13 protein-coding genes are annotated in these 15,805 nt (G+C 73.4%); 4 read left to right on the top strand and 9 right to left on the bottom strand.

The annotated features are described in order from the left end of the window. Positions 1 to 45: 45 nt before the first annotated feature. Positions 46 to 477, bottom strand: coding sequence for a hypothetical protein (locus C6376_RS23705; protein WP_159083236.1), 432 nt, complete (start codon positions 475 to 477; stop codon positions 46 to 48). 194 nt (positions 478 to 671) lie between these two features. Here C6376_RS23705 and C6376_RS23700 point away from each other — a divergent pair, with 194 nt between their 5' ends. Then, complete coding sequence (locus C6376_RS23700) at positions 672 to 2,093, top strand: lipase maturation factor family protein (protein WP_107445272.1); 1,422 nt, start codon at positions 672 to 674, stop codon at positions 2,091 to 2,093. Positions 2,094 to 2,106: 13 nt separating this feature from the next. On the opposite strand, the gene C6376_RS23695 is transcribed toward C6376_RS23700, so the two are convergent. Then, positions 2,107 to 2,931, bottom strand: coding sequence for an amidohydrolase (locus C6376_RS23695; RefSeq protein WP_107449137.1), 825 nt, complete (start codon positions 2,929 to 2,931; stop codon positions 2,107 to 2,109). A gap of 481 nt (positions 2,932 to 3,412) precedes the next feature. Between C6376_RS23695 and C6376_RS23690 the strand changes: the two genes are divergently transcribed. Next, the gene (locus C6376_RS23690) at positions 3,413 to 4,768 is read left to right on the top strand and encodes an amidase (protein WP_107445271.1); all 1,356 of its coding nucleotides are present in this window, start codon (positions 3,413 to 3,415) and stop codon (positions 4,766 to 4,768) included. Between the two features lie 119 nt (positions 4,769 to 4,887). Here C6376_RS23690 and C6376_RS23685 read toward each other — a convergent pair whose 3' ends face one another. Then, positions 4,888 to 5,061, bottom strand: a complete 174-nt coding sequence (locus tag C6376_RS23685) for a hypothetical protein (RefSeq protein ID WP_107103433.1) — start codon at positions 5,059 to 5,061, stop codon at positions 4,888 to 4,890. 508 nt (positions 5,062 to 5,569) lie between these two features. Here C6376_RS23685 and C6376_RS23680 point away from each other — a divergent pair. Next, complete coding sequence (locus C6376_RS23680) at positions 5,570 to 6,349, top strand: SDR family oxidoreductase (protein WP_107445270.1); 780 nt, start codon at positions 5,570 to 5,572, stop codon at positions 6,347 to 6,349. A 194-nt stretch (positions 6,350 to 6,543) separates the two neighbouring features. Here the strand turns inward: C6376_RS23680 and C6376_RS23675 are convergent, their stop codons facing one another. The 5 genes from C6376_RS23675 to C6376_RS23655 form a co-directional block, all read right to left on the bottom strand. Continuing rightward, the gene (locus C6376_RS23675) at positions 6,544 to 8,049 is read right to left on the bottom strand and encodes an SDR family NAD(P)-dependent oxidoreductase (protein ID WP_107445269.1); all 1,506 of its coding nucleotides are present in this window, start codon (positions 8,047 to 8,049) and stop codon (positions 6,544 to 6,546) included. 104 nt (positions 8,050 to 8,153) lie between these two features. Next, a complete protein-coding gene (locus tag C6376_RS23670) occupies positions 8,154 to 9,476 on the bottom strand; it encodes a wax ester/triacylglycerol synthase family O-acyltransferase (protein ID WP_107445268.1) in 1,323 nt (440 codons plus the stop codon). 116 nt (positions 9,477 to 9,592) lie between these two features. Continuing rightward, entirely contained in the window at positions 9,593 to 10,813 is a 1,221-nt protein-coding gene (gene glgC, locus C6376_RS23665; protein ID WP_107445267.1) for a glucose-1-phosphate adenylyltransferase, read from the bottom strand. Positions 10,814 to 10,867: 54 nt separating this feature from the next. Further along, positions 10,868 to 12,019, bottom strand: coding sequence for a glycogen synthase (gene glgA, locus C6376_RS23660; RefSeq protein WP_107445266.1), 1,152 nt, complete (start codon positions 12,017 to 12,019; stop codon positions 10,868 to 10,870). A 38-nt stretch (positions 12,020 to 12,057) separates the two neighbouring features. Further along, positions 12,058 to 12,861 (bottom strand): (2Fe-2S)-binding protein, encoded by an 804-nt coding sequence (locus C6376_RS23655; protein ID WP_254076021.1) that lies wholly within the window; start codon positions 12,859 to 12,861, stop codon positions 12,058 to 12,060. A 209-nt stretch (positions 12,862 to 13,070) separates the two neighbouring features. On the opposite strand from C6376_RS23655, the gene C6376_RS23650 reads away from it, so the two are divergent. After that, a complete protein-coding gene (locus tag C6376_RS23650; RefSeq protein ID WP_173985710.1) occupies positions 13,071 to 14,327 on the top strand; it encodes a DMT family transporter in 1,257 nt (418 codons plus the stop codon). Here the strand turns inward: C6376_RS23650 and C6376_RS23645 are convergent. Further along, positions 14,317 to 15,642 carry a transglycosylase family protein gene (locus tag C6376_RS23645; RefSeq protein ID WP_107445264.1) on the bottom strand — a complete coding sequence of 442 codons (1,326 nt, stop codon included), beginning with the start codon at positions 15,640 to 15,642 and terminating at the stop codon, positions 14,317 to 14,319. The two genes, C6376_RS23650 and C6376_RS23645, sit on opposite strands and share 11 nt — an antisense overlap. Positions 15,643 to 15,805 lie beyond the last annotated feature (163 nt).

Here is a 15,805-nt window from a genome sequence, read left to right as displayed (position 1 = left end):
GGATTTGCCCGATTCTTCGACCGGGGAGCGACGCCCGCGCCATCGTCAGCCCAGGGCGACGTCGACGGGGCTGCCGAAGATGGCGTCGTCGGACCGGTCGGGCGCGGTGGGCGGCTCGCGGCCGGCGGACCGGTCCGGCTCGCCGAGCTCGCCGGACTCGTCGGGTCCGTCCGGGATCAGCCCACCGCCGTCGGGCAGGTCGGGCACCTCCGGCACGGTCTCGGGGCCGATCGCGTCGGGGCCGAAGGAGCCGGGGTCGAGTCCGCGGTCGAGGCCCGAGCCGTCCGCGTCCGCACCGGCGTCGGGACCCGCGCCGCCCGTGACGTCGTCGAAGAGGGCACGGCCCTCGGCGGCCGGGAGGACGACGTCCGAACCCGGCATCGTGTGGTCCGCCGCCTCGCCGCCGCGGCCGGTGGCGACGACGAGCGCCGCCGAGAGCGCACAGGCGGTGAGGAGAGTGGCTGTGGGTAGTCGCACCACGTGCTCCGCATCGTCCGAACAGGCCGAACCGAAGTGGTTCGCCCACTATTGTCTGCTTGACCCGCTCCGGTCACGCAAGCGGAGCGGATGAACACGAACAGTGACAAGCCGGATCGGAGAGGGCCTGAGCCCGGACCGGAGAACGGCCTGAGCCCGGACCGGACAGAACCTGAGCGAAGGAGCGCACGGCCGTGGACTGGTTCACCGCACCCGACTACTGGCTGAGCCGGCTGGTCTTCCAGCGCGCCCTGGCGGGCCTGTACCTGGTCGCGTTCCTGGCCACGGCACTGCAGTTCCGGGCGCTGCTCGGGGAACGGGGCATGCTGCCGGTGCCCCGGTTCGTCGAGCGGGTGCCCTTCCGGCGGGCGCCCAGCCTGTTCCAGCTGCGTTACTCCGACCGGCTGTTCGCGGTCTGCGCGTGGACGGGGTGCGCGGTGTCGGCGGCGCTGCTGGCCGGCGCGGACGGGCTGCTGCCGCTCTGGGCGGCGATGGCACTGTGGCTGGTGCCGTGGGCGCTGTACCTGTCCGTCGTCAACGTGGGCCAGACCTGGTACGGGTTCGGCTGGGAGTCCCTGCTGCTGGAGACGGGCTTCCTCGCGGTGTTCCTGGGCAACGACGAGGTGGCCCCTCCGGTCGTCGTGCTCTTCCTGATCCGCTGGATCCTGTTCCGGGTCGAGTTCGGCGCGGGCCTGATCAAGATGCGGGGGGACGCCTGCTGGCGGAAGCTGACGTGCCTCTACCACCACCACGAGACGCAGCCGATGCCCGGCCCGCTGAGCTGGTTCTTCCACCACCTGCCCAAGCCGCTGCACCGGGTCGAGGCGGCGGCGAACCACGTCACCCAACTCGTCGTGCCGTTCGCGCTGTTCGCCCCGCAGCCGGTGGCGTCGGCGGCCGCCGCGCTGATGATCCTCACCCAGCTGTGGCTGGTGCTGTCGGGCAACTTCTCCTGGTTGAACTGGATCACCGTCGTCCTGGCGGTCCCGGCGCTGGCGCTCCCCTCCGGCCACGGTCCGGGCCCCGACGCCCCGCTCTGGTACGAGGTCACCGTCCTCGCCGTGGCGGCCCTGCTGCTGTTCCTCAGCCACCGCCCGGTGCTCAACATGCTCTCCCGCCGGCAGGTGATGAACCGGTCCTTCGATCCGCTCCACCTGGTCAACACCTACGGCGCGTTCGGCAGCGTCAGCCGGATCCGCTACGAGGTGGTGGTCGAGGGCACGCTCGACACCGTGCCGCGCGAGGACTCCGACTGGCGGGAGTACGAGTTCAAGGGCAAGCCGGGCGATCCACGGCGCTGGCCGCGCCAGTTCGCCCCCTACCATCTGCGCCTGGACTGGATGATGTGGTTCGCGGCGCTCTCCCCCGCCTACGCCGGGACGTGGTTCGCCGCCCTGGTGGAACGGCTGCTGGAGAACGACCGCGACACGCTGAGGCTGCTGCGCCGTTCCCCGTTCGCGCCCGGCGAGCCCCCGCGCCACGTCCGCGCCCGCCTGTTCCGCTACCGGTTCACGACCTGGCATGAGCTGCGGGCGACGGGAGCCTGCTGGGAACGGACGTACGTGCGCGAGTACCTGCCGCCGACCCGGCTCGCGACAACGGCTCGGAGGCCGTAGACGCCGGGGCGGTTCAGAGGCTGTAGACGCGTGCCGCGGTGGTCTCGAAGATCTGTGGGTGGTCGCCCGGGTCGGTCAACCGGCGTGCGAGGTCCGCGACTTCCCCGTACGTGGCGGCCACCGTGCACACCGGCCAGTCCGAGCCGAACATCAGCCGGGCCGGCCCGAAGGCCTCCAGCACCGTGTCCGCGTACGGGCGCAGGTCGTCCACGGTCCAGGAGGCGGGGTCGGCCTCCGTGACCATGCCGGAGAGCTTGCAGACCGTGTGGGGCAGGGCGGCGAGCGCCCGCACGTCGCGAGCCCAGGGCTCGAGCGCGCCGGAGGCGATGGGCGGCTTGCCCAGGTGGTCCAGCACGAAGGTGAGTCCGGGCAGCGCGGCGGCCGCGCGGACGCAGGCCGGCAGCTGGCCGGGCAGTACCACCAGGTCGTAGACGAGACCGGCGTCGGCGACGGCGGCGAGTCCTCGCCGCACGTCGGACCGAGCCAGCCACTGCGGATCGCTCTCACCCTGCACCTGGTGCCGGATCCCCTTGAGGTACCGGCCGCCGGGCAGCTCCCGCAGCCGGGCCAGTTCGTCGGCGACGTCCGGGCGGGTCAGGTCGGTCCAGCCGACGACGCCCGCGATCAGGTCGCTCCCGGCCGCGAGGGCAAGGAACTCGGGCGTCTCCTCGGCCACGGTGACCGTCTGGACGAGGACCGTGCGGTCGACCCCGGCCGCGCGCGCCTCGGGCGCCAGGTCGCCGACGCCGAAGTCCCGCCGCAGCGGGCTGCCTTCGGCGATCCAGTCCTGGTCGCGCACCGACAGGTCCCAGACGTGGTGGTGCGCGTCGACGCTCACGCCGGCTCCGGCTCGACGGGTACCGGGACGGCGACGCGGTCCACGCCGCGCACGGTGGACGGGGCGGGTCTCATGACGGCTCCTCGGCTCCTCGGGGAAAAGCAGACCGGTCTCCCGTGGCTCCCGCCACCGGGCGGCGGGGACGGGCGTGGTGAACTGTACGGCGCAGTCGCGCGCTTCGTCGGCCGAGCGGACGCCCACCAGCACGCTCGCGACGGCCGGACGGGCCGCGCAGAACGCCAGCGCGGCGGCGCGCAAACCCGGTCCGACGCTCCTTCGACCGTACCCGCCGGGAGGCCGCCGTGATCCACCGGTCCCGGCCGACGGCCGAAGGACGACCGGTCCACGGGCGACCGGCGGTCGGCGGGTGAGCGACCGGCGAGCGGCCGGCGAGCGGCCGACGGCCGGGGCCTCTCGACTCGGAGCGTCCGCCGGGGCACAGTTCTCCCTACGTACTCGCGAGTAGTGCAGAGGAGCTGCCGTGGCTGCCTGGGTCGGCCGGACCGCCGTCGAGATCGCCGCCGCCGTGCGGGAGAAGCAGGTCACGCCCCGGGAGGTGGTGGCGGAGCACCTCGCGCGGATCGAGCGGCTGGACGGCCTCGTCGGCGCGTTCCGCACGGTGCGGGCCGAGGCCGCGCTCGCGGAGGCCGACGAGGTGGCCGCCCGTGCCGACCTGGGCGGGCTCGCGCTGGCCGGGGTGCCGGTGGCGGTCAAGGACAACCTCGGCGTGCGGGGCGAGGCCATGCGCGCCGGCTCGGCGGCGACGCCCGACGCTCCGTCCGCCGCCGACCATGTCACCGTGGCCCGGCTGCGCGCGGCCGGCGCGGTGGTCGTGGGGCTGACGAACGTGCCGGAGCTGTGCGTGTTCGGCACCACGGAGGGCGTCCACGGCACCGCCCGCAATCCGTGGGACGTCTCCCGCACGGCGGGCGGCTCCTCCGGCGGGAGCGCGGCCGCGGTCGCCGCCGGGATGACGCCGATCGCGCTCGGCAACGACGGCATGGGCTCGTTGCGCATCCCGGCGGCCAACTGCGGCCTGGTGACCGTGAAGCCGGGTCACGGGGTGGTGCCGGCCCGGATCGGGGAGGGCGACTGGTTCGGCATGTCGGAGAACGGGCCGCTGGCGACCACGGTGGCGGACGCGCGGCTGATGCTCGCCGTGCTCGCGGGCGCCGACGTCACGGCGGCCGAGGTGTCCGGGGCGCTGCGGATCGCGGTCTCCGTGCGCAGTCCGCTGGCGGGGGTCACGGTGAGCGCTCCCTACGCGGGCGCGGCCCGGGACGCGGCCGGTGTACTGATGAAGGCGGGGCACCTCGTGCGGCGGGCCGATCCGCCCTATCCGCTGTCGCTGGGTGTGACCTCGCTCGCCCACTGGACGGCGGGCACGGCCGTGGACGCCGCCGCCCTCGACGCCCGCCTGCTGACCCGTCGCACCCGGGTGCACGCGGCACTCGGCCGGCGCTTCCTGAACGGGGTACGGGAGGGCTCGGCACGCGAGGAGCTGCGGCGCCGGCTGGAGCCGTTCTTCGCGGAGTACGACGTGCTGCTCACCCCGGCGCTGGCGCGACGGTCACCGAAGGCCGCGCCGTGGCACGAGCGGGGCTGGCTGCGCAACGTCGCGGTGAACACGAACTACTCGCCGCTGACCCCGCCGTGGAACCTGACCGGCTGGCCGGCGATGGCGGTCCCCTTCGGCACGCTGCCGTCCGGTGCGCCCGCGTCCGTACAGCTGGTCGGACGGCCGGGTTCGGAGGGGGAGCTGCTGCGCGTGGCGGAGCAGCTGGAGAACCTGCGCCCCTGGCGGCGCACGGCGCCGCTCGATCAGGGCGCGCCGTGAGACCCGAACAGGCCGGCCCCGGCCGGGGCGGCCGGGGCGGAGGCGGGGCGGCAGGGGCGTGGCTCGGGTGGGTGCGCACGCCCGTGCTGCGGTGATCGCGCGACGCGCGACCCGTGGGATCAGTCCACGCTGGGCAGAATGTGGTCCTCGGCCAGGTCGTCCTCGTAGCCGGCCAGGCGGATGGGGGCGGAGCGGGCCCACACGTCGAGGCTGCCGATCTCGCCGGGCCTGCGGCCGGCCCGCTCCGTGCGTTCCTTGGGGCGTTGCTCGCGATTCGTCTTCTCCGGTGTCACCGCGCACTCCTTATGTGTCGGGTCACCCTCGGGGCGTGCCGGCCAGTCTGCGGTCCGGCGCTGAACGCTCCCTCGGGTCTGGCTGGAGTCGGTGGCGACACGGTGGCGCCGGTGACTCCCAGGAGAGCTGGCCGTGGTGAACCGGCTTGTCCCAGACGGACGGTGGGTGTGGGTGGCACTCCGTCCTGCTGTCCGTCCGCTATACATTAACCAAATGAGCGGGGTGCCGCTCGATAGGGCCCGAAGATTTGACGCAACCATGGCGCGTCACCCACAGGAACCCGTAAGCGAATTGAACACTTCTCACCGCATACGCACCCTTTGAGTTCACCCGGACGGCGTATGCCGTCGAACGCCCCTCCTGGCCTCTCGCGCCGTCCGGGCACCGCCCGCCCCACCCGTCGGGTCTCGCCGACGCCGCACGGCCGACGCCGCCCGACGGTGCTGGGAATGCGCAACTCCCGCTCCGGACCTGTCGGTTGGGAGCGGGCCGTGAGACGGTACGCCGATGACGTCGTCGTCGTACGCGTTGCGGGGCAGGGCCGCCCTCGTCACCGGGGGCACGCGGGGTATCGGATGGGCGGTGGCCCGGGCGCTCCGCGACGCCGGGGCGTGGGTGTGCGTGAGCGCACGGGACCCCGACGAGGTGCGGCGCGCCGCCGCCGAGCTGGGCGGGGTGGGGCTGGCCGGGAGCGTCGCGGACCCCGGTCACCCCGAAGAGCTCACCGACCTGTGTCTGCGCTCCTTCGGCCGGCTGGACGTCCTGGTGAACAACGCGGCGACCAACCAGCCCTACGGCCCCCTCATGGACGCCGACCCGGACGTCTGGCGGGAGGCGTTCGCCGTGAACGTCGAGGCCCCGTTGCGGCTGGTGCAGTGCGCGTGGCACGGCTGGATGCGCGAGCACGGCGGGGCGGTGGTCTCCGTGTGCACGGAGGGAGCGGGCCATGTGGGCCCTGGCGTCGGCGCCTACGGCACCAGCAAGGCGGCCCTGCTGCACCTCACCCAGCAACTGGCGGGCGAGCTGGGCCCGGGGGTGCGGGTGAACTCCGTCTCCCCCGGCCTCGTCCGCACCGAGATGGCACGGTTCGTCTGGGAGCCGAGGGAGCGGGCCGTCGCACGGGAGCTTCCGCTCGAACGCATCGGCGAACCGCAGGACGTGGCCCGGGCGGTGCTGTGGCTGTGCTCGGACGAGGCCCGGTGGATCACGGGCGCGGACCTGCTGGTGGACGGCGGCACACGGGTGCGGGCGGCACGCGCCCCACGTCAGGAGCCCGGGGCCGGGTGACGTGCGGCTCCCGCCGCCCGGCGCCCCGACGGTCGCCCGCGCCCCGTCGGCGGCCACCGGCTCCGCATCACCGCCCCGGGCACCGGCTTCGCATCCACCGCCCCTGCCATCGGTTCCACATCACCGGCCGACCGCCGGCGGCGACGGTCGGTCGCTGCGGGGCACCGGCTCCGGCTCGGCGGCCCGAACCCCGGTCACCACTTGCCCGGCGCGTAGTCCTTGAGGAAGACCCCGTACAGGTCCTCGCCGGCCTCGCCCCGCACGACCGGGTCGTAGACCCGGGCCGCGCCGTCCACCAGGTCGAGCGGCGCGTGGAAGCCCTCCTCCGCGAGGCGCAGCTTGTCGTAGTGCGGGCGCTCGTCGGTGATCCAGCCGGTGTCGACGGAGGTCATGAGGATGCCGTCGGCCTGGAACATCTCCTGGGCGCTGGTGCGGGTCACCATGTTCATCGCGGCCTTGGCGGCGTTCGTGTTCGGGTGCCCGGCGCCCTTGTAGCCACGGCCGAAGACGCCCTCCATCGCGGAGACGTTCACGACGTACGCGCGCCCGCTCCCGGCCTTCGCGGCGGCCTCGGCCATGGCCGGCCGGAGCTTGCTGATCAGGATGAAGGGCGACGTGTAGTTGCACAGCTGGGTCTCGAGCAGTTCCACCGGGGAGATCTGCTCGATGGTCTGCACCCAGGTGTTGGTGTCGACGACGTCGGGGACCAGACCGCCCGCGTCGATGGCCGTGCCGTCGAGGTGCCGGGCGACGCTGGCGTTGCCCGCGACCAGGGCGAGGTCGGCGACTTTCTGCGCGTCCAGGGCACTGGCCCCGACCGGCAGCGCGGTGAGCCCGTCGACGGCGCCGGAGCCGAACGCGCCGATGACGTGGTGGGCGGGCAGCTCACCGGCGGGCAGCGGGGCGCTCTCGCCGCCCACCAGTGCGGCGTACGCGGAGGGCAGTCGGCGCACGGTCTGCGTGGCGTTGTTGATGAGGATGTCGAGCGGACCCGCTGCGGCGACCTGCTCGGCGAGGGCCACGGCCTGCGCCGGGTCGCGCAGGTCGATGCCGACGACCTCCAGGCGGTGGATCCAGTCGGCCGAGTCGTCCATGGCCTTGAAGCGGCGGATGGCGTCCTTCGGGAAACGCGTGGTGATCGTGGTGTGCGCGCCGTCCCGCAGCAGCCGCAGCGCGATGTACATGCCGATCTTGGCGCGGCCGCCGGTGAGCAGCGCGCGCTTGCCGGTGAGGTCGGCGCGCACGTCGCGCTTGTCGCGGTTCAGGCGGGCGCACTCGGGACAGAGCTGGTGGTAGAAGTAGTCGACCTCGACGTACCGGGTCTTGCAGGTGTAGCAGGAGCGCGGTCGCTGGAGTATCCCGGCGATCCTGCCCTCCTCGGTGACGGACGACGGCAGGATGCCCTCGGTCTCGTCGTCGATGCGCTGGGCGGAGCCGGTCGCGGTGGCCTCGGTCACCGTCTTGTCGTGGGCGGTCTTGGCGGCCCGGCGCTCCTGGCGGCGGCGCTGCTTGACCGTGCGGTAGACGCCCGCGGTGGCCCGGCGCACGGCGATCGCGTCAGGGTGGTCCACGTCGAGCTTGTCGAGCTCCTCCAGTACCCCGAGGCAGACGGCGAGCCGCTCGGGATCGATGCCGGGCCCGTGCGCGACCGTGTCCACGGCCTCCTCGGTGATCGCCGCCGAGTTGTCTGTCACCGTCATCGCGCTGCCGCTTCCCTGCTCACCCGGGCGGCGCTCCGACCGCGCCCGCCTTACGAAGGGGGAATTTTACGGAGCGCCGCGCCTCTCCTCCAAACGCGTTCGAGTCAAGGGCCGCAGGCCGTGATGAGCGTCTCCACCTCGGCGGTCAGCGCGTGGGCGACCCGGTCGAGGTCCGGGACGGCCTCCGCGTCGGCGACGAGGCCGTAGTGGACGCGGCCGCGGTAGGTCGAGACCGCGACGGCGAGGGCCTGGCCGCGGGCCAGCGGCGCATAGGGGAAGACCTCGTCGACCGGGTTCCCGCCGAGCTTCAGGCCGAGGCTGGGCAGCGGGACGCTGGTGACGAGGATGTCGAACCAGAACCGGGCGGCCTGGCCGGCCAGCGGCCCGCCGAGCCGGTGACCGAGGGCCGGGACGTGGTCGGCGAGCAGGGCGACGGCGCCCGCGCCCCTGGCCGGCCCGGCGTCCTTGTTGCGGTCCATGGCGGTGCGGACGTGGGCGAGCCGGCCGAGCGGGTCCGGATCGTCGACCGGCAGCCGCACCACGTACCCGGAGAGCCGGTTGCCCTGCGGGTGGGCGGTGCGCGGACGGCGCTGGGAGACGGGGATCAGGGCGCGCGGCCGGACGCCCGCGCTGCCGTCGCCGCGCTCGTCGAGCCAGCGGCGCAGGGCTCCGGCGACGACCGCGATCAGCACGTCGTTGACGGTGCCGCCGGCGACCTTGCGGATCCGGTGAACGTCGTCGAGGTCGATGACCACGCCGGAGGTGCGGCGGGTGCCGCTGGGCGCGGCGGTGAGCGCGGTACTGGAGCGCACGCCGAGGCCCGAGACGGCGAGCGAGGCGCCGATGTCGAGGGCGCGGCCCACGTCGGACACGGCCCCGCGCAGCAGTCCGCGCAGCCGGTCCATGTCGGGGACGAGTCGTCGGGCGGGCTCGGCCGGGCGGGGCCGGCGCTCGGGCAGGTCCATCGGGTCAAGGACGGCCGCGGCCAGCGTCAGGGCGCGCAGACCATCGGCGAGTGCGTGGTGGAACTTGAAGAGGACGGCGAAGGAGGCGCCGTCCTCACCCGGCAGGACGTGCGCCTCCCAGGGCGGACGGCCGCGCTCCAGGGGCCGTTCCATGAGCCGTCCGGCCGCCGTCTGGAAGTCGGCGGCGGGGGCGTGCAGACGGACGTGGTGGCGGGGGTCGAAGTGCGGGTCGGCTTCGCGCACGGCTCCCCCGAAGGCGAGCGGCTGCCACACGTCCCGGATCCGCATGCGCAGCCCGGGGACGCCGGACGCCCGGGCGGCGAGCAGGTCGGCCGCGTGGGCGCCCGCGGCGGGCGAGTGTGCCGAGAAGACGCCGAGCGCGCCCAGGTGCATGGGGTGCTCGGCCGACTCGAGGTTCCAGAACGCCAGGTCGAGGGGGGCCAGCAGATCATCAGCAGTCACGGACTTGCCTCGCGTCGAGGACGGGGGTGTGAAGAACGGGTATGAAGCCAGTCAACCCTCGGACCCGATTACGGTCAAGCACGATCAGGCTACGCACAGTTAACACCGGATTAAGTTCATGACACCTGGCAGCCCTTGCCCAGGGCGATCACCCCACCCGGGGACACCGTGTACAGCTCCGCGTCCCGCTCCGGGTTCACGCCGATGGTGGCGCCCGGAGGGACGTCGACGTTCTTGTCCAGGACCGCCCCGCGCACCACGGCTCCCCGGCCGATGTGCACGTTGTCGTGCAGGATCGAGCCCTGGACGACCGCCCCGGGGTCGACCACCACCCCCGGCGACAGCACCGACCGGGTCACCTGCCCGCGGATCAGGCACCCCGAACTGATGATCGACTCGCCGGCGATGCCTCCCGCGTTGAAACGCGCCGGGGAGAGCTGGCCCGAGTGGGTGTAGATCGGCCAGCTGCGGTTGTACAGGTTGAACGCGGGGCGCTCGGCGATCAGGTCCATATGGGCGTCGTAGTACGCGTCGAGCGTGCCGACGTCGCGCCAGTAGCCCTGGTCACGGGTGGTCTCGCCGGGGACGTGGTTCTCGCTGAAGTCGTACAGCCCGGCCTCTCCGCGCTCGGTGAGCTGGGGCAGGATCGAGCCGCCCATGTCGTGCAAGGACGACTCGTCCTCGGCGTCCCGCTGCAGCGCCTCTATCAGCGCCTTGGTGGTGAAGATGTAGTTCCCCATCGACGCGAACACCGACTCCGGGTCGTCGGCGAGCCCCGGCGGGTCGGCCGGTTTCTCCAGGAAGCGCTCGACCGTCTGGCCGTCCGAACCCGGGGTGATCACCCCGAAGGAGGAGGACTCGCCGCGCGGCACGCGGATCCCCGCTACCGTGACGCCCGCGCCGCTCTCGATGTGCTGGGCGAGCATCTGCCGCGGGTCCATGCGATAGACGTGGTCGGCGCCGAACACGGCCACGTACTCGGGCCGCTCGTCGTAGATCAGGTTCAGCGACTGCAGGATCGCGTCCGCGCTTCCGAGGTACCAGCGCGGTCCGAGCCGCTGCTGCGCCGGCACCGGGGTGACGTAGTTGCCGAGCAGGCTCGACATGCGCCACGTCGTCGTGATGTGCCGGTCCAGCGAATGCGACTTGTACTGCGTCAGCACGCAGATGCGCAGGATGTCGGCGTTGACGAGATTCGACAGGACGAAGTCGACGAGCCGGTAGGTGCCGCCGAACGTGACCGCCGGCTTGGCCCGGTCCGCGGTGAGCGGCATCAGCCGTTTGCCCTCACCGCCCGCCAGCACGATCCCGAGCACCGTAGGTCCTCCACGCCGCATGGCCGCTCTCCTCACCCTGGTCGGATACCCATGGCTGCCCCGGCGCGGGGCTCCCTACGCCTGTTTGACGATCTCCTCGTAAAGCCGGACCGTCCGCCGGGCCACCGCGTCCCAGCCGAACTCCCCCACCGCACGGGCCCGCCCGGCCTCACCCATCCGCGCCGCGGCCGCCGGGTCGCCGAGGATCTCGTCCAGCGCGCCCGCGAGGTTCGCCTCGAAATCCTCGTCGACGCTCACCAGCCGCCCCGTCACCCCGTCCTCGACGACCTCCGGGATCCCGCCGACCCGCGAGGCCACCACGGGAGTGCCGCAGGCCATCGCCTCCAGGTTGACGATGCCCAGCGGCTCGTACACCGACGGGCAGACGAAGACGGCCGCGTGCGTGAGGAGTTGGATCACCTCGGGGCGCGGCAGCATCTTCGGGATCCAGTGCACCCCGTCCCTACCGGCGCGCAGCCCGGCGAAGAGGTCGCGGAACTCCCGCTCGATCTCGGGGGTGTCGGGGGCTCCGGCGCACAGCACGACCTGCGCCGCGGGATCGATGTCCCGTACCGCGCGCAGCAGGTGCGGCACACCCTTCTGCCGGGTGATCCGGCCGACGAACAGCACGAACGGCCGGTCCGGGTCGAGGCCGATCCGGGTGAGCGCGTCCGTGCCCCGGTCGGGCCGGTAGAGAGCCGTGTCGATGCCGTTGTGCACGACGTGGACCCGGTCCGGGGCGAGCGAGGGATAGCAGGCGAGGATGTCCTCGCGCATCGCGCCGGATACGGCGATCACCGCGTCGGCGGCCTCCACCGCGGTCCGCTCGGCCCAGCTCGACAGGGCGTAGCCGCCGCCGAGTTGCTCGGCCTTCCAGGGGCGCAGCGGCTCCAGCGAGTGCGCGGTCACCACGTGCGGGACGCCGTACAGCTCCTTGGCGAGATGCCCGGCGAGGTTCGCGTACCAGGTGTGGGAGTGGACGAGTTCACGCCCTTCGAGGGCGGCCGCCATCGCGAGGTCGACGGAGAAGGTGCGCAGCGCGTCGTTGGCGCCGTCCAGGGCCGGCCACGGGCGGTGGCGCCGCACCCCGTCCGTACGGCCCTCGCCCCAGCAGTGCACGTCGAGGTCGATCAGCCGTCGCAACTCGCGGGCGAGGAACTCCACATGGACGCCCGCACCGCCGTACACGTCCGGGGGATACTCCCGGGTCAGCAGGCCTACTCGCACCCGGAACCCCCAGTCTCAGCGGCCGACTCCCCTCATGGTCACCCAGACGGGGCGCGCGGGGAAGAGCGCGGGGGTCGTGTGAAGCAACAGTCGCCGCAGACGCCTCCGCCGGGAACCCGGTAGTACAGGCAGCAGCTGCGGCGGCGGAAGACGCCGTCGGACAGCGTGCAGGTGTCCGCGAGCAGCGGGTGGGCGAGGAGCGCCGCGGTGAGATCACGCGTGCGTGCGGCGACGTCGGGACGACTGTGCCCGTCCGCCCACCGGACCAGCAGACGGGCCGTCGCGGCGAGGGCGGAGGCGGCGTTGCCGCGCAGCAGTCCGGGCGCGACCGGGCAGCGGGCGCGCAGGGCCGCGGAGAGGGGTTCGAGGTGGTCCTCCAGGACGGTCGCCGCGACGGACCCGGCCACGCCCGCCGCGTCGCCGGGCCGGGCCCGCACCCGCGTCAGCCAGAGGTCGTCCGGAGCGTCCGCGTCCGGGTCCCAGCGCAACAGCCCGGGGGCGAGGTCGGGGACGCACCCGTACAGGGCGGCGCAGCCCAGGGCGACCGACCACAGCCGGGCCGCCAGCCCTTGCTGCGCCACCGACGCCCCGATCCGCTCCTCGGGGGCCCGCAGCGCACGGGTCACTTTTCGGACACGAAAGGCCAGCGGATCGTCGTGAGGTTTTGCTCCGGCGCACCCCGGAGCCCCCGTCGCGGCCGGCGCGTAGGCCTGCGCGAGGGTGGGCGGCCGCCGGTCGTGCTCTCCTGGGCTCCCTAGTGGGGTGCGCAGGGCGAAGAAGCCGCCCAACGGGCGGAGCAGGGCGAGTTCGGGGTCGAGGTCCACGAAGTGCAGTAGTACCAAGGAGGGTAGGGGTCGGGGTCAGGGGGATCCCTGGTCCGTCACCCGCCTGAGGGAGGACCCAGGGCCCGTCCTACTCCATCGGCAGTAGGACCCAATGCGTGCTCAGGGACGACGACGGGAACAGATCGACAAGGCATCGTGTTGGTTATGAGAGCCGACCGTTCGCCGCGCCGGGCCGTGTGCCCCCGCCTCACGCAGAGGAGCAGCTCATGAGCGCCCTCGCGTTGTCCGTGGTCCTGTCGCTCGTCTCCGCTGTCGCGTACGCCGCCGGGGCGATCGTGCAGGAGCAGGTCGCGGTGTCCTCGCCCGTCGAGGAATACGCTCCGCTGCGCCGCCCGGGGTGGTGGGCCGCGGTCGCGCTGAACGGTCTCGGCGGACTCCTTCACGTGGTGGCGCTCGCCTACGGCCCGCTCAGCCTGGTCCAGCCGCTGGGCGCGCTGACGATCGTGTTCGCGCTGCCCATGGCCGCGCTGTTCGTCGGCCGCCGAGCCGGGGCCACGGCCTGGCGGGGCGCGATCATGGCGACGGTCGGTCTCGCGGGTCTGCTGTCCCTGGTCGGGGCATCCGACGCACAGTCGCTGACCACCGCGCAGCGGGTCACGGTGGCCGTGGTCACCGCCGGCGCGGTGGTGGCCCTGATGGTCGCCGGGCGGGCCGCGCACCGGCACCCGGTGGTCCGCAGCGTGCTGCTGGCCACCGCCTCGGGCATCGCGTTCGGCATGTCGTCGGTGTTCACCAAGACCGTCGCGGTCGACTGGACGGGCGGTGTCTCGGCGGCCGACATCCCCTCGCTGGCCGTGATCGGGGTGCTGGCCACGGCCGGCATGATGCTCTCCCAGGCCGCCTACCGGGGCGCGGGCCTCGCCGCGCCGCTGGCCACGCTGACCGTGGTCAACCCGGTGGTGGCGGCCGCGGTCGGCATCACGATGTTCGACGAGACCTTCCGCCACGGCACCACGGGCACCGTGCTCGCCCTGGGCTGCGCCGTGGTGGCGGCGGGCGGACTGATCCTGCTCACGACGGAGCGTCTGCAGACGACGCAGACCGCACAGACGCAGCCAGACCCGGCGTCGGCGACGGCCGGTGCGGCCGCCGCGCGCAAGCAGACCGACACCGTCAAGGTCGTTCTCCCGGCGCCGGCCGCGGTCCTGGAGGCCGCCGTGACGGCGGCGCCCGCCGCCGCGAAGCCGAGGCCCGTGGTCGCGGCCGGCACGGACCGCCTGGTGGCGTTCTCCACGGCCGACGCCGAGGCGCGACCGGCGGAGAACCGCCACGGCGACATCCGGTACGACGACGCCCGAGACGACGTGAACGACCTGAGCGACCTGGACGAGGACGTACACGCCGAGCGGACGGCGCCCGTGCCGGCCGCCGTCCCGCCGTCGCTCTACACCCCGCTCTACGGAGGGCTGCACATCCCGGTGCCGGTGACGGTGGACCGGCACCGGGTGCGGGTCAAATCCTGACGCCGCCGGCCCTCAGATAGGCCACCGGGTCGACGTCCGATCCGAAGCCGGGCCCCGTCCGCACCTCGAAGTGCAGATGCGGGCCCGTGCTGTTGCCCGTGGAGCCGGACCGGCCGATGCGCTGGCCGCCGCCCACCGACTGGCCGTCCCGTACGGAGATGGCCGACAGGTGGGCGTACTGGGTGTAGCGGCCGTCACCGTGCCGGATGACCACCTGATAGCCGAAGGACCCGCCCCAGCCCGCGCTCACCACCTCCCCGGCCGCGACCGCCTTCACCGTCGTCCCCGTGGCCACGGGGAAGTCGACCCCGGTGTGATAGCCCTTCGACCACGACGAGCCGGACGCGTGGTACCGCGTTCCGGTGGCCGCGTCGACGGGAGCCACGAAGGAACGGCCGGTCGATGTCCCGCCGTGGGCCTTCTCGCCCTTGGAGCTCTTGCTGCTCTTGGCGCTCTTGCTGCTCTTGGCCGGCTTGCTCTGCTTGTGCTGCTCGCCGTGGCCGCCCGGCTTCCCGTGACTGCCGGGCTTCCCGTGGTTGCCCGGAGTGCTGCCGGCGGGCGTCGCCCCGGCGCGCAGGCTCAGCCGCTGACCGGGCAGGATCAGGTCGGGGTCCGCGCCGATGGTCGTCCGGTTCGCGGCGTACAGGCCCTGCCAGCCGCCGCGGACGTCCTCGTCGTCGGCGATGCCGGACAGGGTGTCGCCGCGGACGACCGTGTACATCCGCGCGGTACCCGCCCGCGACTGGGGGGTGCTCTGCGGCCGCACGTCGTCGAGGGACGTTCTCGCCGCACCGTCGGACCGCGCGGACGCGCCGGACTTCTTCGCCCCGGCCGCCCCGGCCTCCCGGGACGCACCGCCCTTGCCGCTCCTGGCACTGTTGTCGCTCTTCCCGGCCGTCTTCGCCGAGCCGTTCGGGTGGATGTCGGGGTCGCCGTCGGCGCGGCTCAGGCCGGCTCGCACCGAGCACAGCGGCCACGCGCCGGGCCCCTGTCCGTCGAGCACCTTCTCGGCCACGGCGATCTGCTGGTCCCTGGTGGCCAGATCCGCTCGGGGCGCATACCGCGTGCCGCCGTACGCCTCCCAGGTGGACTGCGTGAACTGCAGTCCGCCGTAGTAGCCGTTGCCGGAGTTGATGTGCCAGTCGTCGGTCGACTCGCAGGCGGCGACCTTGTCCCAGGTGTCGATGTCGGCCGCCTGGACGGTTCCGGCGCCCATGAGCGGTATCGCCATGCCGGCGCCGCCTGCCGTGACGGTGAGTGAGGCGCGATTGATCCTGTTCGGCTGATACCGGCGGTGCCGACCGCGTACGGCCATGGGGTCCCCCTCGACATTGCGTCAGGAGCGGCAAAAGTATGGGCAGCGAACAGGCCATGACAAGGCGACAACCGGCCGCTCCGGCACCGCCCGGAGCGCGGCAGCCGCCGTCGGGCTCCCGACGGGCCGTCCGAGGGCCGGTCGCGGAACGAAACGCCTCGGG

The organism is Streptomyces sp. P3 (assembly GCF_003032475.1).
Taxonomy (GTDB): domain Bacteria; phylum Actinomycetota; class Actinomycetes; order Streptomycetales; family Streptomycetaceae; genus Streptomyces.
This window is presented reverse-complemented; position numbering and strand designations above follow the sequence as displayed.